Origin of the sequence: Pseudomonas fluorescens (assembly GCF_001648775.1) — a bacterium.
In the GTDB taxonomy this organism is placed as follows: Bacteria; Pseudomonadota; Gammaproteobacteria; order Pseudomonadales; family Pseudomonadaceae; genus Aquipseudomonas; species Aquipseudomonas fluorescens_M.
In genome coordinates this window covers 1-21,503 of record NZ_LVEJ01000021.1, presented here as the reverse complement: position 1 = coordinate 21,503, position 21,503 = coordinate 1, and the positions used below count along the sequence as shown (strand labels likewise).

At 59.4% G+C, this 21,503-nt stretch carries 21 protein-coding genes; 9 read left to right on the top strand and 12 right to left on the bottom strand.

The genetic code is table 11. The features are described 5' to 3' along the window. Window positions 1–81: 81 nt before the first annotated feature. Entirely contained in the window at window positions 82–1,119 is a 1,038-nt protein-coding gene (mreB, locus tag A8O26_RS19020) for a rod shape-determining protein MreB (protein ID WP_002555108.1), read from the bottom strand. Between the two features lie 211 nt (window positions 1,120–1,330). On the opposite strand from mreB, the gene gatC reads away from it, so the two are divergent. The 6 genes from gatC (at window position 1,331) to A8O26_RS18990 (ending at window position 6,551) form a co-directional block, all read left to right on the top strand. Beyond that, window positions 1,331–1,618: an Asp-tRNA(Asn)/Glu-tRNA(Gln) amidotransferase subunit GatC gene (gatC, locus tag A8O26_RS19015; protein WP_007901429.1), complete on the top strand. Its 288-nt coding sequence runs from the start codon at window positions 1,331–1,333 to the stop codon at window positions 1,616–1,618. A gap of 16 nt (window positions 1,619–1,634) precedes the next feature. Beyond that, complete coding sequence (gene gatA / locus A8O26_RS19010) at window positions 1,635–3,086, top strand: Asp-tRNA(Asn)/Glu-tRNA(Gln) amidotransferase subunit GatA (RefSeq protein ID WP_064119349.1); 1,452 nt, start codon at window positions 1,635–1,637, stop codon at window positions 3,084–3,086. Between the two features lie 10 nt (window positions 3,087–3,096). After that, window positions 3,097–4,542, top strand: a complete 1,446-nt coding sequence (gene gatB / locus A8O26_RS19005; RefSeq protein ID WP_034154465.1) for an Asp-tRNA(Asn)/Glu-tRNA(Gln) amidotransferase subunit GatB — start codon at window positions 3,097–3,099, stop codon at window positions 4,540–4,542. Window positions 4,543–4,691: 149 nt separating this feature from the next. Beyond that, a complete protein-coding gene (locus A8O26_RS19000) occupies window positions 4,692–5,066 on the top strand; it encodes a septal ring lytic transglycosylase RlpA family protein (RefSeq protein ID WP_064119348.1) in 375 nt (124 codons plus the stop codon). Window positions 5,067–5,112: 46 nt separating this feature from the next. Continuing rightward, complete coding sequence (locus A8O26_RS18995) at window positions 5,113–6,174, top strand: calcium/sodium antiporter (RefSeq protein ID WP_064119347.1); 1,062 nt, start codon at window positions 5,113–5,115, stop codon at window positions 6,172–6,174. Then, window positions 6,171–6,551: a carboxymuconolactone decarboxylase family protein gene (locus A8O26_RS18990; RefSeq protein WP_064119346.1), complete on the top strand. Its 381-nt coding sequence runs from the start codon at window positions 6,171–6,173 to the stop codon at window positions 6,549–6,551. The genes A8O26_RS18995 and A8O26_RS18990 overlap by 4 nt, the downstream gene beginning before the upstream one ends. 117 nt (window positions 6,552–6,668) lie before the next feature. On the opposite strand, the gene A8O26_RS18985 is transcribed toward A8O26_RS18990, so the two are convergent. The 5 genes from A8O26_RS18985 to kdgD all read right to left on the bottom strand — a co-directional run bounded on the left by A8O26_RS18985 (window position 6,669) and on the right by kdgD (window position 13,483). Next, on the bottom strand, window positions 6,669–7,610 hold the full coding sequence (locus A8O26_RS18985; RefSeq protein WP_064119345.1) for an AEC family transporter: 942 nt from the start codon (window positions 7,608–7,610) through the stop codon (window positions 6,669–6,671). A 414-nt stretch (window positions 7,611–8,024) separates the two neighbouring features. Next, window positions 8,025–9,578, bottom strand: coding sequence for a galactarate dehydratase (garD, locus tag A8O26_RS18980; protein ID WP_064119344.1), 1,554 nt, complete (start codon window positions 9,576–9,578; stop codon window positions 8,025–8,027). An 11-nt stretch (window positions 9,579–9,589) separates the two neighbouring features. Next, window positions 9,590–10,954 carry an MFS transporter gene (locus A8O26_RS18975; RefSeq protein WP_064119343.1) on the bottom strand — a complete coding sequence of 455 codons (1,365 nt, stop codon included), beginning with the start codon at window positions 10,952–10,954 and terminating at the stop codon, window positions 9,590–9,592. Between the two features lie 96 nt (window positions 10,955–11,050). Further along, window positions 11,051–12,496 (bottom strand): aldehyde dehydrogenase family protein, encoded by a 1,446-nt coding sequence (locus tag A8O26_RS18970; protein WP_064119342.1) that lies wholly within the window; start codon window positions 12,494–12,496, stop codon window positions 11,051–11,053. 75 nt (window positions 12,497–12,571) lie between these two features. Next, entirely contained in the window at window positions 12,572–13,483 is a 912-nt protein-coding gene (kdgD, locus tag A8O26_RS18965) for a 5-dehydro-4-deoxyglucarate dehydratase (protein ID WP_016984321.1), read from the bottom strand. Window positions 13,484–13,780: 297 nt separating this feature from the next. Between kdgD and A8O26_RS18960 the strand changes: the two genes are divergently transcribed. Both A8O26_RS18960 and A8O26_RS18955 read left to right on the top strand, forming a co-directional pair. Further along, the gene (locus A8O26_RS18960; RefSeq protein ID WP_064119341.1) at window positions 13,781–14,161 is read left to right on the top strand and encodes a hypothetical protein; all 381 of its coding nucleotides are present in this window, start codon (window positions 13,781–13,783) and stop codon (window positions 14,159–14,161) included. Window positions 14,162–14,352: 191 nt separating this feature from the next. Further along, a complete protein-coding gene (locus A8O26_RS18955; RefSeq protein WP_064119340.1) occupies window positions 14,353–14,697 on the top strand; it encodes a hypothetical protein in 345 nt (114 codons plus the stop codon). Window positions 14,698–14,705: 8 nt separating this feature from the next. Here the strand turns inward: A8O26_RS18955 and A8O26_RS18950 are convergent, their stop codons facing one another. The 4 genes from A8O26_RS18950 to A8O26_RS18935 form a co-directional block, all read right to left on the bottom strand. Beyond that, complete coding sequence (locus A8O26_RS18950) at window positions 14,706–15,452, bottom strand: FadR/GntR family transcriptional regulator (protein ID WP_176472316.1); 747 nt, start codon at window positions 15,450–15,452, stop codon at window positions 14,706–14,708. Window positions 15,453–15,640: 188 nt separating this feature from the next. Continuing rightward, window positions 15,641–17,368 carry an ABC transporter ATP-binding protein/permease gene (locus tag A8O26_RS18945; RefSeq protein ID WP_064119339.1) on the bottom strand — a complete coding sequence of 576 codons (1,728 nt, stop codon included), beginning with the start codon at window positions 17,366–17,368 and terminating at the stop codon, window positions 15,641–15,643. A 96-nt stretch (window positions 17,369–17,464) separates the two neighbouring features. Continuing rightward, a complete protein-coding gene (locus A8O26_RS18940; protein ID WP_003221630.1) occupies window positions 17,465–18,025 on the bottom strand; it encodes a response regulator transcription factor in 561 nt (186 codons plus the stop codon). Beyond that, window positions 18,018–19,280 carry an ATP-binding protein gene (locus tag A8O26_RS18935; RefSeq protein WP_064119338.1) on the bottom strand — a complete coding sequence of 421 codons (1,263 nt, stop codon included), beginning with the start codon at window positions 19,278–19,280 and terminating at the stop codon, window positions 18,018–18,020. The genes A8O26_RS18940 and A8O26_RS18935 overlap by 8 nt, the downstream gene beginning before the upstream one ends. A gap of 314 nt (window positions 19,281–19,594) precedes the next feature. Between A8O26_RS18935 and A8O26_RS18930 the strand changes: the two genes are divergently transcribed. Then, the gene (locus A8O26_RS18930) at window positions 19,595–20,311 is read left to right on the top strand and encodes an SIMPL domain-containing protein (RefSeq protein WP_064119337.1); all 717 of its coding nucleotides are present in this window, start codon (window positions 19,595–19,597) and stop codon (window positions 20,309–20,311) included. Window positions 20,312–20,482: 171 nt separating this feature from the next. Here A8O26_RS18930 and A8O26_RS18925 read toward each other — a convergent pair whose 3' ends face one another. Next, window positions 20,483–20,839, bottom strand: coding sequence for a DUF6124 family protein (locus A8O26_RS18925; protein ID WP_064119336.1), 357 nt, complete (start codon window positions 20,837–20,839; stop codon window positions 20,483–20,485). 441 nt (window positions 20,840–21,280) lie between these two features. Continuing rightward, window positions 21,281–21,503, bottom strand: a 223-nt coding sequence (locus A8O26_RS30075; RefSeq protein ID WP_216637712.1) for a hypothetical protein, incomplete at its 5' end; no start/stop codon positions are given.

Here is a 21,503-nt window from a genome sequence, read left to right as displayed (position 1 = left end):
AAGACTGACAGAAGATAAACGCCAACAGGCAGCACTGCAAAGTGCTGCCTGCGCGCTCACCCATGTAATGCAACCCAGCACTTATTCGCTGGAGAGCAGGTCCATGGTGTGTTTATCCATCATTTCCAATGCACGGCCACCGCCGCGAGCAACACAGGTCAGCGGATCTTCGGCAACGATCACCGGCAGACCGGTTTCCTGCGCCAGCAACTTGTCGAGGTCACGCAGCAGCGCGCCACCACCGGTCAGCACCAGGCCACGCTCGGCGATGTCGGAAGCCAGTTCCGGCGGCGATTGCTCCAGGGCGCTTTTCACAGCCTGAACGATAGTGGCCAGGGACTCTTGCAGAGCTTCCAGCACTTCGTTGGAGTTCAGGGTGAATGCGCGTGGAACGCCTTCGGCCAGGTTGCGACCGCGAACGTCGACTTCGCGAACTTCGCCGCCCGGGTAGGCCGTGCCGATTTCCTGCTTGATGCGCTCAGCGGTGGATTCACCGATCAGGCTGCCGTAGTTACGACGTACATAAGTGATGATCGCTTCGTCGAAGCGGTCGCCGCCAACGCGCACGGATTCGGCATAAACCACACCGTTCAGGGAGATCAGCGCGATTTCAGTGGTACCACCACCGATATCCACGACCATCGAGCCGCGTGCTTCTTCAACCGGCAGGCCGGCACCGATCGCAGCAGCCATTGGCTCTTCGATCAGGAACACTTCACGCGCACCGGCACCAAGGGCCGATTCACGGATGGCACGACGCTCAACCTGAGTGGATTTGCATGGAACGCAGATCAGCACACGAGGGCTAGGCTGCAGAAAGCTGTTTTCGTGAACCTTGTTAATAAAGTATTGCAGCATCTTTTCGCAGACGCTGAAGTCGGCGATCACGCCGTCCTTCATCGGACGAATGGCAGCAATGTTGCCCGGCGTACGGCCGAGCATGCGCTTGGCTTCGGTGCCGACAGCAACGACACTTTTCTGGTTACCGTGTGTCCGAATGGCCACAACCGATGGCTCATTCAGGACGATACCGCGCTCGCGCACGTAAATAAGGGTGTTGGCAGTGCCCAGGTCAATGGAAAGATCGCTGGAAAACATGCCACGCAGTTTCTTGAACATGGGAAAGGGACCCTAGGCAACGCGTGGGTAAAAAAGTGCGGCAAACTCTAACAACGACAGGGATTTTGGGCAAGGCGCCAATATGTTAAATTGGCCGCTTTTCTGTGCACCAAGCCCCACAATCGCGGCCTTATGACCGTAGAAGTGCGGTAGTGTTCCGACAATCTAACACACGGACGCCGTCCGTTCTGTTTTCCACAGGAGAATCCCGATGGCGCTAGAACGCTCCGACGTGGAAAAAATCGCTCATCTGGCCTGCCTTGGCCTCAATGATGCCGATCTTCCACACATTACTTCCGCCCTCAACAGCATTCTCGGTCTGGTCGACGAAATGCAGGCTGTTAATACCGACGGAATCGAGCCTCTGGCCCACCCGCTGGAAGCCAGTCAGCGCCTGCGCGCCGACGTTGTGACCGAGACCAATCACCGCGAGGCCTACCAGTCCATCGCACCAGCGGTCGAAAACGGCCTGTATCTGGTTCCGAAAGTCATCGACTAAAGGGAAAGAGCCTGCAATGCATCAAATGACTCTGGCCGAGATCGCCCGCGGTCTCGCCGATAAAAAGTTTTCCTCCGAAGAGCTGACCAAAGTCCTGCTGGCGCGTATCACCCAGCTCGATCCGCAGCTCAACAGTTTCATCAGCCTCACCGAAGCGCTGGCCATCGAGCAGGCGAAAGCCGCCGATGCCCGCCGCGCCAACGGTGAGAGTGGCGCCCTGCTTGGCGCGCCGATCGCTCACAAAGACCTGTTCTGCACCCAGGGCATTCGCACCAGCTGCGGCTCGAAGATGCTCGACAACTTCAAAGCCCCGTACGACGCCACGGTCGTTGCGAAGCTGGCTGCTGCCGGCGCCGTGACCCTGGGCAAGACCAACATGGACGAATTCGCCATGGGTTCGGCCAACGAGTCGAGCTGGTACGGTGCGGTGAAAAACCCGTGGAACCTGGAACACGTACCGGGCGGTTCGTCCGGTGGTTCGGCGGCGGCGGTTGCCGCGCGTCTGTTGCCAGCGGCGACGGCGACCGACACTGGCGGCTCGATCCGTCAGCCGGCGGCCTTCACCAACCTCACCGGCCTGAAACCGACCTACGGTCGCGTTTCGCGCTGGGGCATGATCGCTTATGCCTCCAGCCTCGATCAGGGTGGCCCGCTGGCACGCACTGCCGAAGACTGCGCCATTTTGTTGCAAGGTATGGCCGGCTTCGATCAGAACGACTCGACCAGCATCGATGAGCCGGTGCCGGATTACTCCGCCAGCCTCGGCGATTCGCTGCAAGGCCTGCGCATCGGTGTGCCGAAGGAATACTTCAGCGCCGGTCTCGATCCGCGCATCGCCGAGCTGATCCAGAACAGCATTAAAGAGCTGCAGAAGCTCGGTGCCGTGATCAAGGAAATCAGCCTGCCGAACATGCAGCACGCGATTCCCGCGTACTACGTGATCGCGCCGGCAGAAGCCTCCTCCAACCTGTCGCGTTTCGACGGCGTGCGTTTCGGCCATCGCTGCGAGCACCCGAAAGACCTGATCGACCTGTACAAACGCTCCCGTGGCGAAGGCTTCGGCGCGGAAGTGCAGCGCCGGATCATGGTCGGTGCCTACGCGCTGTCCGCGGGTTACTACGACGCCTACTACCTGAAAGCGCAGAAGATCCGTCGCCTGGTGAAGAACGACTTCATGGCTGCCTTTAATGAAGTCGACATCATCCTCGGCCCAACCACGCCGAACCCGGCCTGGAAGCTTGGCGCGAAGAACAGCGACCCGGTCGCGGCCTATCTGGAAGACGTCTACACCATCACCGCCAACCTCGCGGGCCTGCCGGGCCTGTCGATGCCGGCCGGTTTTGTCGACGGTCTGCCGGTGGGCGTGCAGTTGCTCGCGCCGTATTTCCAGGAAGGCCGTTTGCTCAATGTTGCGCACCAGTATCAGTTGAACACTGACTGGCACACCCGCACCCCAACCGGCTTCTGAGGAGACACACATGCAATGGGAAGTCGTGATCGGGCTGGAGATTCACACTCAGCTCACTACCCGGTCGAAAATCTTTTCCGGTAGTTCCACCACATTCGGTTCCGAGCCGAACACCCAGGCCAGCCTGATCGATCTGGGCATGCCCGGCGTGTTGCCGGTGCTGAACCAGGAAGCCGTGCGCATGGCCGTGATGTTCGGTCTGGCGATTGACGCCGAGATCGGTCAGCACAACGTGTTCGCCCGTAAAAACTATTTCTACCCGGATCTGCCGAAGGGCTACCAGATCAGCCAGATGGAATTGCCGATTGTTGGCAAAGGCCACCTGGACATCGCGCTGGAAGACGGCACCGTCAAACGTGTCGGCATCACCCGCGCACACCTGGAAGAAGACGCCGGCAAGAGCCTGCACGAAGAATTCAACGGTGCCACCGGCATCGACCTGAACCGTGCCGGCACGCCGCTGCTGGAAATCGTTTCCGAACCGGACATGCGCAGCGCCAAGGAAGCCGTGGCTTACGTCAAGGCGATCCACGCGCTGGTGCGTTACCTGGGCATCTGCGACGGCAACATGGCCGAAGGTTCGCTGCGTTGCGACTGCAACGTGTCGATCCGTCCGAAAGGCCAGGTTGAATTCGGCACGCGCTGCGAGATCAAGAACGTCAACTCGTTCCGCTTCATCGAGAAGGCGATCAACTCCGAGATCCAGCGTCAGATCGAGCTGATCGAAGACGGCGGCAAAGTGATCCAGCAGACCCGCCTGTACGATCCGAACAAGGACGAAACCCGTCCGATGCGTTCAAAAGAGGAAGCCAACGACTACCGTTACTTCCCCGATCCGGACCTGCTGCCGGTGGTCATCGAAGAGTCGTTCCTCGGCGAAGTGCGCGCCACCCTGCCGGAACTGCCACCGCAAAAACGCGAGCGCTTCCAGGAGCAATTCGGTCTGTCGGTCTATGACGCCAGCGTCCTGGCCACCAGCCGCGAGCAAGCCGATTACTTCGAGAAAGTCGCAAGCATCGGCGGCGACGCCAAACTGGCGGCGAACTGGGTGATGGTCGAGTTGGGCAGCCTGCTCAACAAGCAAGGCCTGGACATCGACGAGTCGCCGGTATCTGCCGAGTTATTGGGCGGCATGCTGCAGCGCATCAAGGACAACACCATCTCCGGCAAAATCGCCAAAGTGGTGTTCGAAGCGATGGCCAACGGTGAAGGCAGCGCGGACGAGATCATCGAAAAACGCGGCCTGAAGCAGGTTACCGACAGCGGCGCGATTTCGGCGGTACTCGACGAAATGCTCGCGGCCAATGCCGAGCAAGTTGAACAATATCGTGCGGCGGATGAAGCCAAACGCGGCAAGATGTTCGGCTTCTTTGTCGGCCAGGCGATGAAAGCGTCGAAAGGCAAAGCCAACCCGCAGCAAGTGAACGAACTGCTGAAAAGCAAGCTCGAAGGCTGACCACAATGGAGCCAGATCCAAAGCCTGGCTCTATTCCCTGTGGGAGCGAGCCTGCTCGCGAAAGCGTCATGACATCCAATAGCGATATTGAATGTGACGGCCTCTTCACGAGCAGGCTCGCTCCCACATTGTTATTTGGGAGCTTTCGAATGAAACGTCTGCTCGGCGCCTGCGCCCTGCTCTCCTTGCTGGCCGGTTGCGCCAGCACCGACACCATCGACCCGCACGGTTACGACCAGACCGGCGTCGCTTCTTATTACGGTGCCAAACACCACGGTAAACGCACCGCCAGTGGCGAAGCGTTCAACCAGAATTCCCTGACCGCCGCCCACCGCCAGCTGCCCTTCGGCACGCGGGTGAAGGTCACCAATCTGAAAAACGATGAATCCGTCGTGGTCCGTATCAACGACCGCGGCCCGCACACCCGCGGGCGCCTGATCGACGTGTCCCGCGAAGCCGCCGAGCAGCTTGGCATGCTGCGCAACGGCACCGCACGGGTTCGCGTGCAGGCCCTCGACGATTGATGGAGCGCTGACCATTTTCGGACTGACCGATTTACCGCTGATCAGCGTGATCGAACTGCTCGCCGGCCTGTGCCTGCTGATCTTCGGTGCCGAATTGATGGTGCGCGCGGCGGTGCGTCTGGCCGAGCGTCTGCATGTGCGGCCATTGATCATCGGTCTGACCATCGTCGCCCTCGGCAGCAGTGCGCCGCAAATGGCCGTCAGCCTGCAAGCCGCGCTGGCGCACAACCCGGACATTGCCGTTGGCAGCGTGGTCGGCAGTAGCATCTTCAATATCCTCGTCACCCTCGGCCTGTCGGCGCTGATCATTCCTCTGCGCGTCTCGCGGCAATTGGTGCGGCTCGACATTCCGCTGATGATCGGTGCCAGTCTGCTGGTGTTCGTCCTGGCCTGGAATGAAGAGATCGGTCGCTTTGACGGCATCCTGTTGTTGGCCGCACTGGCGTTGTATCTCGGTTTGCTGTTGCGCCAGTCACGGCATTCGGCGCGGCCGCATTCGCAACAACCTGAAGCAGCACAGGCCTCCTGGTTCGGCAGCCTGCTGATGATCGTTATCGGTCTGGCAATGCTGGTGTTTGCCGGGCATCTGTTGCTAGGCGCCGCCGTTGTGGTGGCCACTGACCTTGGATTCTCCGAACGCGTGATCGGTCTGACCGTGGTCGCTGTCGGTACTTCGCTGCCAGAACTGGCAACCTCGTTGATCGCGGCTTTGCGCGGGCAACGCGACATCGCTGTCGGCAACGTGATCGGCGCCAACCTGTTCAACCTGCTCGGGGTGCTCGGCCTGACCGCACTGATCGCGCCGACACCGCTGTCAGTGTCACCGAATGCGCTGGATTTCGACCTGCCGGTGATGCTCGGCGTCGCCGCGTTGTGCCTGCCGGTGTTCTATTCCGGCTACCGCGTGACCCGCGCCGAAGGTTTGTTGCTGCTCGGTTTGTACCTGGCTTACGGGCTGCACGTGGTGTCGTTCACCACCGGCATGCCGCTGGCTGGCAAGCTTGAGCGGCTGATGCTGTTTTACGTCTTGCCGACGCTGTTGACGTTTCTGCTGTTCACGTCGATCCGCGCCTGGCGCCGCCAACACCACAAGAGTGACACGCCATGACCGAATCGAAGCAATCCGGGGTAGAAGTCCGTCGCCAGGTAATGGGCGATGCGTTTGTTGATCGCGCCCTGGGCAACGCCACCGAGTTCACTCAGCCGCTGCAGGATTTCGTCAATGAACACGCCTGGGGCGGTGTGTGGAACCGTGAAGGTCTGCCGCTGAAGACCCGCAGTCTGATCACCCTCGCGGCGCTGACGGCGTTGAAGTGCCCGCAAGAGTTGAAGGGCCACGTGCGCGGTGCGCTGAACAATGGCTGCACGGTGGACGAGATTCGCGAGGCATTGCTGCATTGCGCGGTGTATGCCGGTGTGCCAGCGGCGATTGATGCGTTTCGTGCGGCGCAGGAAGTGATCGATACCTACCAAAAGCCTGAGTGATTCAGCGCCCGTGAAACAGCTTTCGCGAGCAGGCTCGCTCCCACATTGGAATGCATTTCACATGTGGGAGCGAGCCTGCTCGCGAAGAGGCCCTGAGCAACACCACAAGATTTAACGCTAGATCCACCCACCCCACTGCAAAACAAAGATCCCGATATTGGTGGTCACCGCCGCCATCAACGTGGTCATCACGATAATCGCCGCCGCCAGTTCATGATTGCCCTGCGCCGCCCGCGCCATGACAAAACTCGCCGCCGCCGTCGGGCTGCCGAAGTACAAAAACAGAATCCCCAACTCAGCGCCGCGAAAACCCCACAACCATGCGCCCAGCGTTGCCAGCACCGGCAAACCGATCATCTTCACCAGACTCGAACTGAGCGCCATGTTGCCGCTCTTGCGCAACGCTGCCAGGGACAGCGTACCGCCGATGCAGATCAGCGCCAGTGGCAACGTGGTCTGCGCCAGATACTGACCTGAGGTTTCCAGCCACCCCGGCAAACCGATCTTGAAATAGGCAAACGGCGCTGCCGCGATGACGCTGATGATCAGCGGATTGCTGAACACGCTTTTGCAGATGCTCCACGGATCGGACTTGATCACCGGGCTGTACACCGCCAGCACAATGGTCGACAGCGTGTTGTAAAACAGGATCACCAGCGCCGCGAGAATCGCCCCGAGGGAAATCCCGTAATCGCCGTACATGCTCGCGGCCAGCGCCAGACCGATCACGCCGTTGTTGCCGCGAAACGCGCCTTGGGTGTAGATACCGCGATCTTCACGCGGGCATTTGAAAATCGCCCAGCCCCAGGCCAGGGCAAAACTGACCAGTGTGGCGATAGCGAAGTAGATCAGCAGCGCCGGTTGCAGTGCGGCATGAAGGTCGGCGTGCAGAATGCCGAGAAACAGCAGCGCCGGCATGGTCACGTTGAACACCAGCGACGAGGCGGTGTGGATGAAGTTGTCGTTGATCCAGTCGATGCGCTTGAGCAACACACCGAGAAACAGCATGGCAAACACCGGCGCGGTGATGTTCAGGGTTTCGAGAAAAATTGCCAGCATGCCGGGGAGCCTTGGGTGAGCGTCGTTAGGGGACAATGATAAAGCAAAAGCCCCTCACCCTAGCCCTCTCCCAAAGGGAGAGGGAACCGATCAGGGGATATTGCAGAAATCCACCGACCTGAAATGACTTCGCTGAATCCATAATCGACCCGATTTGTCAGGTCGATGTATAGCGCAAGTCAATTCGGTCGCCCCCTCACCCTAGCCCTCTCCCCGAGGGAGAGGGGACTGACCGCGGGATATTCAATAATTTCACCGACCTGAAATGACTTTGCTGAATCCACAACTGCGTGTCGAGTCCATAATCAACTCGGTATTTCAGGTCGATGTATTGCGCAAGACAACTCGGTCGGCCCCCTCTCCCTCCGGGAGAGGGCTGGGGTGAGGGTAGCTTTTGACCTACCCCCAAAACCATCAGGTAATCGGCGCCGGGTTGAACAACGTAATGTCGTTATGCAGCTTGTGCTTCTCAGCCCACGTCTGCTGTCTGCCGCTCGCAACATCCAGGTAATAGTGGAACAGCTCCCAACCCAACTCCTCAATCGTCGCGCGCCCGGTCGCGATCCGACCGGCATCGATATCGATCAAATCCGGCCAACGCTGCGCCAGCTCCGTACGCGTCGAAACCTTCACCACCGGCGCCATCGCCAAACCGTATGGCGTGCCACGCCCGGTAGTGAACACATGCAAATTAATCCCCGCCGCCAACTGCAACGTGCCGCAGACAAAGTCACTCGCCGGCGTCGCACAGAAAATCAAACCTTTGTGCTTGAAACGCTCACCCGGGCCGAGTACGCCATTGATCGCGCTGCTGCCGGACTTGACGATAGAGCCCAGCGACTTCTCGACAATGTTCGACAGCCCGCCCTTCTTGTTGCCCGGCGTGGTGTTGGCGCTGCGATCCGCTTCGCCCTTGGCCAGATAACGGTCGTACCAGTCCATTTCGCGCACCAGTTCTTCGGCCACCGTTTTGGTCTGCGCGCGGGAGGTCAGCAAATAAATCGCATCGCGCACTTCGGTGACTTCGGAAAACATCACCGTCGCCCCCGCACGCAATAACAAGTCCGAGGCATAACCCAACGCCGGGTTGGCGGTGATCCCGGAAAACGCATCACTGCCGCCGCATTGCATGCCGAGAATCAGCTCGGACGCCGGCACGGTTTCGCGGCGGCGCTGGTCGAGTTTCTTCAGGCGCACTTCAGCCAGTTCCATGATCTGCTCGATCATCTCGGTGAAGCCGTGACTGGAGTCCTGCAAGCGATACAGCCACGGATCGCTGAGATCCACCGACGCATCGTCCTCGTGCATCACCTGCCCGGCCTGCAATTTCTCGCAGCCCAGGCTGATGACCAACGCTTCACCGCCGAGGTTCGGGTTGCGCGCCAGATTGCGCACGGTGCGAATCGGGATGTAGGCGTCGGTGGCGGTAATCGCCACGCCGCAGCCGTAACTGTGGGTCAGCGCGACCACGTCATCGACGTGCGGGTACTTCGGCAGCAGCTCGTCCTTGATGCGTTTTACCGCGTGATCAAGCACACCGGTGACGCACTGCACGGTGGTGGTGATGCCGAGAATATTGCGCGTGCCGACGGTGCCGTCGGCGTTGCGATAACCCTCGAAGGTGAAACCTTCCAGCGGAGCCTGCGCGTCCGGCACCTCGGTGGACAGCGGCAAGCTGTCCAGCGGCGGCGCGGTCGGCATGCGCAGTTGATCTTCCTTGACCCAACTGCCACGGCGGATCGGCTGCAACGCGTAGCCAATCACCTGACCGTAACGAATCACCTGGCCGCCTTCGGGAATGTCTTCGAGGGTGACCTTGTGGCTCTGCGGGACGAAATCCAGCGTCACCAGGCCATCGGCGAATTCAGTGCCGGCCGGCACGCCCTGATCGTTGACCACTACCACTACGTTGTCCCGCTCGTGCAGGCGGATGTAGCGCGGCGAGTCGGAATGTTCAATCAACTGCATGACGCCGCTCCTCAGGAATGCGCTTGAGACAATTTACCGGTGGCTTCAGTACCGCCGTTGGTTGGCGGCTCTTTGAGTACCACACGTTTGATCGGGCCGACGATGACCAGATAGCTGAACACCGCGACCAGTGCGTTGGCACCGACGAACACCAGTGCCCATTTGAACGAGCCAGTGGAGCTGATGATGTAGCCAATCACGATCGGCGTGGTAATCGAAGCGATGTTGCCGAAGGTGTTGAACAGGCCACCGCTCAGACCGGCGATCTGTTTTGGCGAGGTGTCGGAGACCACCGCCCAACCCAGCGCGCCAACGCCTTTGCCGAAGAAGGCCAGGGCCATGAAGCCAACGACCATCCACTCCACATCAACATAGTTGCAGGCGACGATGCTGCTCGACACCAGCAGGCCGGCGATGATCGGCGCTTTGCGGGCGAAGGTCAGCGAGTGGCCCTTGCGCAGCAGGTAATCGGAAATCACCCCGCCCAGCACACCGCCGATAAAGCCGCAGATCGCCGGCAACGAGGCAATGAAACCGGCCTTGAGAATGGTCATGCCACGCTCTTGCACCAGATACACCGGGAACCATGTCAGGAAGAAATAGGTGATGCCGTTAATGCAGTATTGACCCAGATACACACCAAGCATCATGCGGTTGGTCAGCAACTGACGGATGTAATCCCATTTCGGGCCATCAGCCTTTTTGCCTTGCTTGACGTCCATGTCGACCATGCCGCCGTTGTCGGCGATGAACTGCACTTCGGCTTCGTTGGCCATCGGGTGTTGGCGCGGGCTGTGGATAACCTTCAACCAGATGCCCGAAAAGACGATGCCGAACAGGCCCATGACGATGAACACGTGCTCCCAGCCAAAGGAGTAAACGATCCAGCCCATCAGCGGTGCGAACAGCACGGTGGCAAAGTATTGCGCCGAGTTGAAGATCGCCGAGGCGGTACCGCGCTCAGCGGTGGGGAACCACGCCGCAACGATGCGCGCGTTACCGGGGAACGACGGCGCTTCAGCGAGGCCGACCAGAAAGCGCAGCATGAACAGCGCAACGATGGCGGTGGACATGCCGAACTCACCGACGAAGCCTTGCAGCACGGTGAACAGCGACCAGGTGAAAATGCTCAGGGCATAGACTTTTTTCGAGCCGAAGCGATCGAGCAGCCAGCCACCGGGAATTTGCCCGGCCACGTAGGCCCAACCGAATGCGGAGAAGATATAGCCGAGGGTGACCGCGTCGATGCCCAGATCTTTTTGCAGGCTGGAGCCGGCGATGGCGATCGTGGCGCGGTCGGCGTAGTTGATCGTGGTCACCAGAAACAGCATGAGCAGGATCAAATAGCGGACGTGAGTCGGCTTGGACGATTGCATGTAGATGTACTCCCACTGATTATTTTTATGCGCGGGTGAATCTTCTTTGGTCTTCTGCAGGAGCTGGCAGGCCAGCTCCTACAGGTTTTGCATGGATCAGGAACCGATGTAGCTGGTCTTCACGACCGTGTAGAACTCTTGCGCATAGCGGCCTTGCTCACGTGAGCCATAGGATGAACCCTTACGGCCACCGAACGGAACGTGGTAATCGACGCCAGCGGTCGGCAAGTTGACCATCACCATCCCGGCCTGCGAGTGACGCTTGAAGTGGTTGGCGTACTTCAGCGAGGTGGTCGCAATACCCGCCGACAGACCGAACTCGGTGTCGTTGGCCATCGCCAGCGCCGCGTCGTAATCGGCCACGCGAACGATGTTGGCCACCGGCCCGAAGATCTCTTCACGGCTGATGCGCATCGACGCTTCACTGTCGGCAAACAGCGTTGGCGCGAGGAAGTAGCCTTCGGTATCGCACGTCACCAGACCGCCACCGCTGACCAGACGCGCACCTTCGGACTGGCCGATGTCGATGTACTTCATGTCCTGTTCCAGCTGCGCCTGGGAAACCACTGGACCGATGTCGGTGCCGGATTTCAGGGCGTGGCCGACCTTGATCGACTTCATGCGCTCGGCCATGGCCTCAACGAATTTGTCGTGAATACCGGCAGTGACGATCAAACGACTCGACGCGGTGCAACGCTGACCGGTGGAGTAGAACGCGCTCTGTACCGACAGCTCGACCGCTTGCTTGAGGTCGGCGTCGTCGAGAATGATCTGCGGGTTCTTGCCGCCCATTTCCAGCTGCACCTTGGCCTGGCGCGAAACGCAGCTGACCGCGATCTGCCGGCCAACGCCGACCGAACCGGTGAAGCTGATGCCATCGACTTTCGGGCTCTGCACCAACGCATCGCCAACCACGCGACCGCTGCCCATCACCAGATTGAACACACCGGCCGGGAAGCCTGCGCGGGAGATGATTTCCGCCAGAGCCCAAGCGCAACCCGGCACCAGATCGGCCGGCTTCAACACCACGCAGTTACCGTAGGCAAGGGCCGGGGCAATTTTCCACGCCGGAATCGCGATCGGGAAGTTCCACGGGGTGATCAGACCGACCACACCCAGTGCTTCGCGAGTCACTTCAACATTGACGCCCGGGCGCACCGACGGCACGTAGTCGCCGGACAGGCGCAGGCATTCACCGGCGAAGAACTTGAAGATGTTGCCGGCGCGGGTCACTTCGCCGATGGCTTCGGGCAAGGTCTTGCCCTCTTCGCGCGCCAGCAAGGTGCCGAGTTCTTCGCGACGGGCCAGAATCTCAGTGCCGACTTTATCCAGCGAATCATGACGGGCCTGAATGCCCGAAGTCGAATACGCCGGGAACGCAGCGCGGGCGGCGTCGATGGCGGCGTGAACCTGAGTCAGGTCAGCCTTGGCGTAATCGCCGATGGTGTCGCTCAGTTCCGACGGGTTGATGTTGGCCGAGTAATCGGCAGCGGCAACCCATTCGCCGTTGATGTAGTTGTCGTAACGTTTTGCATTTGTCACAGGGGCAGCCCTCAAAACTAAAAGCCTTTACGCAAAAAGCCGCTGATTACTCAGCGGCCGCGTTTTTGTCGGGTGTTACTGCGCACCTTGCTTGTCGATCAGCGCAGCGAGCATTTCGTACTCTTCGCCAGTCAGATCGGTCAGCGGCGCGCGCACCGGGCCTGCGTCATAGCCGGCGATTTTCGCGCCTGCCTTGACGATGCTCACGGCGTAACCGGCCTTGCGGTTGCGGATGTCGAGGTACGGCAGGAAGAAGTCGTCGATGATCTTGCCGACGGTGGCGTGATCTTCGCGGGCGATCGCGTGGTAGAAGTCCATCGCGGTTTTCGGGATGAAGTTGAACACTGCCGACGAGTAAACAGGCACGCCCAGCGCCTTGTAGGCGGCGGCGTAGACTTCGGCGGTCGGCAAACCACCGAGGTAGCTGAAGCGATCACCGAGGCGGCGACGGATCGACACCATCAACTCGATATCGCCCAGACCGTCCTTGTAACCGATCAGGTTCGGGCAGCGCTCGGCCAGACGTTCCAGCAGCGGCGCGGTCAAGCGGCAAACGTTGCGGTTGTAAACGACCACGCCGATGTTGACCGATTTACACACCGCTTCAACGTGAGCAGCAACACCGTCCTGGCTCGCTTCGGTCAGGTAGTGCGGCAGCAGCAACAGGCCTTTGGCGCCCAGACGCTCGGCTTCTTGAGCGTATTCGATGGCCTGACGGGTAGAACCACCGACACCGGCGAGGATCGGCACGCTGGTTTCACAGGTGTCGACGGCAGTCTTGATGATTTCCGAGTATTCGCTGGCGGCGAGGGAGAAGAACTCACCGGTGCCACCGGCGGCGAACAAGGCTGAAGCGCCATACGGGGCCAGCCATTCCAGGCGTTTGATGTAGCCCGCGCGGTTGAAATCGCCCTGCGCGTTGAAATCGGTCACCGGGAAAGACAGCAGGCCGGCAGAGAGGATGGACTTCAGTTCTTGTGGATTCATTATTCGAACACCCTGGTAGCAACGTTTTTTGTGAGTTGATCGTTCAGCACTCGCTGAAGTTGTAGGTCATCGTACAACTTAAAAGATAACCGTCAACTGCATTTCATCGTTGCGGGTGGTTTTTTGTCGGACAAAATCGTACAAGACGCAACGGTATTGATCGCAATGGCCCGTGTTTACTGGGTTGAGCTGCGGAAATGTCTGGTCAAGATTCGTTTAATGAGCGCTGGGAGAAACGCCGGGTAAGGTGTGACGACTGCCACGAAGGATCGTGGCGGACCTTCGAAGGAAACCGAAATGTTTGTGAATTATGCTGCACCGACCCTCGCGCAAATCGCCTCTTCTGCCTCTGACACCCTCACCCTTCAGCTATCCGTGCTACCCGATGTATTGATCGTACAGGTCCCGGATTCGAGCGATTTTCCGGCGAACTGGAGTGTTTATCCAATTCTCGGTGACGACCCGGAAGAGCCGGAATGGGCAGGCGAAGAAGTGGACACTGGCACCTGGGACGATGCCGAAGACGAGATGGAAAAACTCACGGGGATCGAGTTGCAGATCCCCAAAGAGGCGCTGCTTCCGTACCTGAACAGAGAGGTTGAATTGCGCTACAAGTTTTCCGATGAGTCGAGTATGGAGCCGTTTTCGCAGGTGTTGACGTTACGGATCGAGGGTTGAGCCTCTCTCCGCGCCTGTCCGTGTAACGGTCAGGCGTACGCAGGCAGCAGATCGACCGTTCGTCTGAACTGGTATTTCTTACAGGTGCCAGCCATTTTTTTCTCGCCCGTAATGATCACGTAGGTGACGAGACACCCCTACGCGCTGTGAATCGAATCACGGCTTAATCATTGTGAAAAAAGGAATTAGAGATGAATTCACCCCAATCAGAAAAAAACTCTTACTTTCCTGGATTTAGAGAAGCTACTGCCGATGATAATGGCTCTCTAACTCTTGACCTTACTAAATTGAGCGGCCCAGCCCACGGCATCGTTCCCTGGAATCCCGAATTCAAGATTGGAGATCAGATCACCTTTGAGCTGATCCAAATAAATCCTTGGGTTTCTTCGAAACCTGTGACTGAAGAAAATTATGGAAAGGAATTCGAATTTCAAATTCAGAAAGAAGAATTCGACATCACGTTCCCGAGGTTCTGGTGTGCCCGAAATGATGCTTACTTCCCGACACCGCCAATCTCTTTGTGGATTATCAAGTAAACGGTGAGCTAGCCCTGCGCCTGCGCCTCTTCATGGGCCTGGCGCAGTCTTTCACGACTGTTGGTCAGGTGCAGCCGCATCGCGGCACGCGCTGCATCGGAATCCTGACGGGCAATCGCGTCGTAGATTTCTTCGTGCTCACGGCTCAGGCGGCTCATGTAGTGCTGTTGATCATCGTGGGCCAGTCGCGCCGAATTCAGCCGTGTACGCGGAATGATGCTGGTGCCCAGGTGGGTCATGATGTCGGTGAAGTAACGGTTGCCGGTGGACAGCGCGATTTCCAGGTGGAAGGCAAAGTCCGACGCAACCGCATCACTGGCGTGGGCGGCGCTTTCATTGAGCGCATCGAGGGCGGCGCGCATGGTCGCCAGTTGCTCGGCGCTGCGGCGTTGTGCAGCGAGGCCGGCAGACTCGACTTCAAGGCTGATGCGTAATTCGAGAATGGCCAATACATCGCGCAGGGTGACGACAGTGGCCGGGTCGATACGGAAGCCACTCGGGCTTGGCGTGTCGAGCACAAAGGTGCCAATGCCATGGCGGGTTTCCACCTGGCCGGCAGCCTGCAAACGGGAAATCGCTTCGCGCACCACGGTGCGGCTGACGCCATGGGCTTCCATGATCGCCGACTCGGTAGGCAATTTGTCACCGCGTTTAAGCAGGCCATCGCGGATCTGCTCGCTCAGCACCGTCACCAGTTCCTGGGCCAGGCTGCGGCGCTTGCGCGGGAGACGCGGGGTGTCGATCAGGTTTTCCATGGTGTGCATCTTGTCTCGAAAATTCGGCTTGTGGGCATCATAGCTCAAGCGGGTTGTACGATCACTGTTGGCATTCCACTGCGCCCCTGTGGGAGCCTGCTCGCGAAAGCGTACTGCCAGTCGACACATACTTCGACCAGGACATCGCCTTCGCGAGCAGGCTCGCTCCCACAAGGGGATGTGTGGGATCAAGCAGTCACGGTCTGTTCAACCAAATGGCCGCTGTCGATCCGCACATGCCGTGGATGGAAGCGTTTCAGACTGCTGCGATGGCCGACACTGACAATGCTCAGGCCCGGCAACTGATCGATCAGCGCCTGATACAGCGTCGCTTCGTCTTCTTCATCCATCGCCGAAGTGGCTTCGTCCATGTACAGCCATTGCGGTGCGTAAAGCAGTGCGCGGGCAAAGGCCAGTCGTTGTTGCTCACCCGGCGAGAGCATGCGTTGCCAGTGATTGGCCTCGTCCAGTCGCGCGACCAGATGCGGCAAGCGGCAGGTTTCCAACACTTGTGCATAACGTTCCGACGCGTAGGTGTCGCCCGCCTGTGGATAACTCAAGGCCTCGCGCAGGGTGCCAATCGGCAGATAGGGTTTCTGCGGCAGGAATAGATAACGCGCCGCCGGCAAGCGGATGTTGCCGTGCCCCGCCGGCCACAAATGCCCCATCGCCCGCAACAACGTCGATTTGCCGCTGCCGGAGCGCCCGCTGAGCATCACCCGCTCACCAGGTTCCACCGTCATGTCGGCGCTGGTCAGCAGATGACGACCATCGGCCAGATCCAGACCGAGGTTATGCACTTTCAATTCGCTGCCCTGATTCTGCACATCGATGGCCGGGGTGCGTTCTTCGTTGTCGGTCATGGCCTGGCGGAAACTCAGCAGTCGATCACAAGTGGCGCGCCAGGACGCCAGGCTCTGGTACGCGCTGATAAACCAGCTGAAGCTCTCCTGAACGTTGCCGAATGCCGAGCTGATCTGCATCAGTTCACCCAGCTCGATCTTGCCGGCGAGGTAACGCGGCGAGGCCACGATGAACGGGAAGATGATGGCCGCCTGACTGTAACCGGCGGTGAAGAAGGTCAGGCGCTTGGACACTTTCATGATGTCCCAGAAGTTGTGCCAGACATTGCCGAAGCGGGCGCTCAACCGACGATTTTCGTTCGGCTCACCGTTGTACAACGCGATGCTTTCGGCGTTCTCGCGAATTCGCACCATGGAAAAACGCAAGTCAGCTTCGAAGCGTTGTTGTTGGTTGTTCAGACCGATCAAGCGACGACCAATCAAATGCGTCAGCCAACTGCCCACCACCGCATAGACGAGCACACACCAGAACATGTAGCCGGGAATGGTGATGCCATAGACTTCAATGCTGCCCGAAACACCCCAGAGAATGATCGAGAATGACACCAGACTGACGATATTGCGCAGCAGTCCGATCCCCAGCTCGAGGGTGTTGGAAGTGAAGTTGTTGAGGTCTTCGGAAATCCGCTGGTCCGGGTTATCGGTGTAACCGCCCTGCTCCAGCTGGTAGTAATTCTTGTCGGCAAGCCAACGCGAGAAATGCTTTTCAGTGAGCCAGGCCCGCCAGCGAATCGTCAGCATCTGGGTCAGATAGAGCCGGTACACGGCACCGATAATCGCCACGGCCGCAATGCCGCAGAAATACAGAATCAATTGCCAGAACGCCGCTTCGTCCTTCTTTTGCAGGGCGTTGTAAAAATCCTTGTACCAGGTGTTGAACCACACCGAGATGCCCACACTGAGCAGCGATAGCGCGATCACCGCGATCAGCAGCGTCCAGGCCTTGCCCTTCTCTTCACTGCGCCAATACGGCGTGATAATCGCCCAGACCTTGCGAAAAAACTGCCCGCGCACAGCATCGTTGACCGCGGAATATTCAGCGTTCTGATTCATGGATAAGGCTCGATATAGAAAAGAACAGACACGCACCGATCATAGTAGATCGGTGCGTTTTATCGCGAGGGCTGGCGATAGTCGTTCAGCGCAGGTTCAGCGACGAACCGGGCGCTTCTGCAGTTTGCGCTGCAGAGTGCGGCGGTGCATGCCCAGGGCGCGGGCAGTGGCGGAGATGTTGCCTTCGTGTTCGGTGAGCACGCGCTGGATGTGTTCCCACTGCAGTCGATCGACCGACATCGGGTTTTCCGGCACCAGACTGTCGAGGTCAGCGTGCTCCGACAGCAGCGCGGCCAGCACGTCGTCGGCGTCGGCCGGTTTGCACAGGTAGTTGCAGGCGCCGCGCTTGATCGCCTCGACGGCGGTGGCAATGCTCGAATAACCGGTGAGGATCACCACGCGCATTTCCGGGTCCAGCTCCAGCAGTTTGGGCAGCAGCACCAGACCGGAGTCGCCGTCCATTTTCAGGTCGAGCGCGGCGTAATCAGGCAGATCGGCCTGGGCGATGGTCAGGCCTTCTTCGGCGGAACCGGCGGTGCTGACGCGAAAGCCACGACGAGCCATGGCACGGGCCATCACTCGGGTGAACGTTGCGTCGTCGTCGACCAGCAGCAAATGCGGCAGTTCTTCGCCTTCGACTTGGATTTCGTCACTCATGTTGGTCTCCTCGGGCGCCGTGGGGCAGGCGCAGCTCGGTGAGCGTGCCGCCTTCCTCATGACTATAGAGTTTCACTGAGCCGCCGGCGCGTGTCACGCTGGCCTTGCTCAAAAACAGGCCCAGGCCGAAACCTTTGCCCTTGGTGGTAAAAAACGGTTTGCCGATTTGCTCGGCGATGGCCAGCGGCACACCGGCGCCGTGGTCACGAATACTGATGGTCAGGTTTTCCGCATCCCAGTCGAGCGTGACCTGCAGGTTTTCCGGGCAGGCATCGGCGGCGTTGTTGAGCAGATTCAGCAGCGCCTGAGTCAGGTCCGGCGGCGGCGCCATGCGCGGCACCGTGCCTTGGCCGAGACGGTGGAAACGGTAACTGGCCTCCGGACGCATCAGGTGCCAACGGTTCAACGCTTCGTCGAGCCAGTCGGTGACGTCCTGCATCTCGACGGCCAGACGACGATTGGCTTCGGCGGCGCGCACCAGTTGTTGCAAGGTTTCTTTGCAGAGTTTGACCTGATCCTGCAGCACCTTCAGATCATCCTGCAGCATCGGGTCGGGATGATCCTGCTGCATTTCCTTGAGCAACACGCTCATGGTCGCCAGCGGTGTGCCCAGTTCATGCGCGGCGCCGGCGGCCTGGGTGGCAACGGCCAGCAGTTGCTGATCACGCAGGCCTTCTTCACGACGGATCGCGCGCAATTCTTCCTGACGACGCAGCTCTTCGGCCATGCGCGCGGCGAAGAAGGTGATCACCGCAGCGGCGAGCGCGAAGCTCAGCCACATGCCGTAAATCTGCAGGTTTTCGCGGGCCACCGGCAGGGTTTCCAGCGGATAGAAACGCGTCAGCATCACGGTGTACAGCGCCAGCGCAATACCGGAGAGGATCACCGAATAGCGCCACGGCAGCGTCACCGCGGCGATGGTCAGCGGCACCAGATAATAGGAAACGAACGGATTGGTCGAACCGCCGGAGAAATACAGCAGCGCACTGTGGATCACCAGATCGCAGGCCAATTGCAGGGCGTATTCGAGTTCGGTCACTGGCCACGAGGTGCGCAACCGCACGGCGGTAAACACGCAGAGCAGCGTCGAGCAGCCGAGGGTCATCGCCAGTTGCACCCACGGCAACGGCAACAGTTGCAGCCAGTAAGCCAGGCCTACGGAGCCGGCCTGCGCGGCGAGCACCAGGGTGCGGATGAAAGTCAGCCGCCAGAGGTTCTGGCGAGTGGCGGAAGTCAGTTGTACGGGGGCGAGCATGAGCTCTCCTGATGAGCGCTCCAGGCGGATCGCACGGAGTATAACCAAGCCGCGCCCTTCAGAGGCGAAAGTGCGGCAAACGACCACATGGCGAAAACATTTTCGGCGGCTATAAGGACGTCTTCGCGAGCAGGCTCGCTCCCACAGGGGAATGCATTTCAAGGTGGGAGCGAGCCTGCTCGCGAATGGCTGCGCAGCAGCCCCGGTCATCTGTATAGAAGTTGTAACTGGGCGAACCGGATCATAAAAGCTAGAGTCTGATTGTTTCACGCAGGCCCCCGAACCATCACCTGCGCCCTCATCAAGGAGCTTTCATGCACACATTTCGCCGCAGCGCCGCCCTTCTCGCCCTGACCGTCGGCAGCATCGCCAGCCTTCCAGCCCTGGCCGCCGATGAGCTGCACTACAACCAGATTTCCCTGCGCGCCGAAGTCAGCACGGAAGTCGCCCGCGACCTGATGATCGTCACCCTCTACACCGAAGAACAAAACACCGACCCGGCCAAACTCGCCGCCGACGTCAGCACCACCATGAACAAGGCCCTGGCCCAGGCCAAGCAAGTCAAAGACATCACCCTGCGCCAGGGCAGCCGCAACAGCTACCCGATCTACGACACCAAAGGCCAGAAAATCACCGGCTGGCGTGAACGCGCCGAACTGCGCCTGGAAAGCGCCGACTTCGCCGCCCTGTCCAAACTCACCGGCGAACTGCTCGGCGACCTGAAAATGGGCGGCATGGACTTCGCCATCGCCGACCCGACCCGCAAGGCCAGTGAAGACCAGTTGCTGAAAGAAGCCGTCACCGCCTTCAAGGCCCGCGCGCAACTGGCCACCGACGCACTGGGCGGCAAGGGTTACAAAATCGTCAACCTGAACCTCAACAGCAACGGCTATCCACAGCCGTACCTGCGCGCACCGATGATGATGAAAGCCGCCGCCATGGATTCGGCACCGGTGACGCCGGAAGTTGAAGCCGGCACCAGCCAGGTGAGCATGACCGCTGATGGCTCGATTGAAGTGTTGATGCAGTGATTTGAAGTGGGTTGAATGAAAAACCGCCGATCGGTGCATGATCGGCGGTTTTTTTGTGCCTGGGATTTGCTGTGGATGAACCGCCGCCTTCGCGAGCAAGCTCGCTCCCACAGGTTGAAATGCAATCCACCTGTGGGAGCGAGCTTGCTCGCGAAGAACGATAACGCGGTCTCAGGTCTGCGGATCAACCCGGTCCAACGCTCGATTCACCGCCAGCTCAGCGAGCATCACAATCTGCTGAATCGCCAACGCCGTATTGCGCTCGGGCCGGCCCAATTGATCGGCAAAGTTACCGGTTAACGTATTCGCCGACGCCAGTGACTCACAGGCATGTGCCAACAGGCTTTCGGTGTCGATGTTTGGCTGGATCAGGAACATCGTGCTGGGCTGCCGGGGTTTGACCGGGTCGGGGCTGAGGTAGAAATCCAGGGCACGTTTGATGGCTTCGCGGGTTTTGATCTGGTCGTCGGCGCGGATGGCTTCTTCGAGTGGAGATGTGGGATCGATAGGTGGATCGGGGGACAACATTATCTTTCATGAAAATCTGCTCGTCATTCGAGCCGCCCTCAGCCATTTCTCACGTGGCAAAGGGTGGCAGCTATGTGCGGAGTGAGAAACCGGTGAGCAGAAAACCGGCCAGACCGAAGTCTGCCCGCACACAGCCGCCATAAGGCATTACGACAGCTAATAAGCCGGCCGCAATTATGGTCTTACTGGTGCTAGTTTCAAGCTCGGCGGGTTCTCACACCCGATCACTGAACATTCAGCGACACCCAGAGCCTAGAGAGCGAGCGTCCGACGGACAACCTGAAAACCTTGTGGGAAGGTTCTGGATATTTGCCACATATTTAAACAGCCAAAAGCCAACCCTCACCCTAGCCCTCTCCCAGAGGGAGAGGGGACTGACCGAGGTGTTTGGGAGAGTTACGCCGACGTGCGATACCGAGTTGAACTCAGATTTTGAAAGGCTCACAAATCGGCTCCCTCTCCCTCGGGAGAGGGCTGGGCGGGCGGCGTTCCGATGAGGGGCGAATCCACCACAAAACCAAAGCCGAACACCCGCTCTTCACCACTCAATAGGCCGAGTGTCAGCTCGCCTGCTCTTGATCTTGATCCACGGGCGACATCGGAAGGCTGAGAGGAGGGATTGATCCGGGGGTGGGAGCGCAGCGACCGTTTGGCGCAGCCAAAC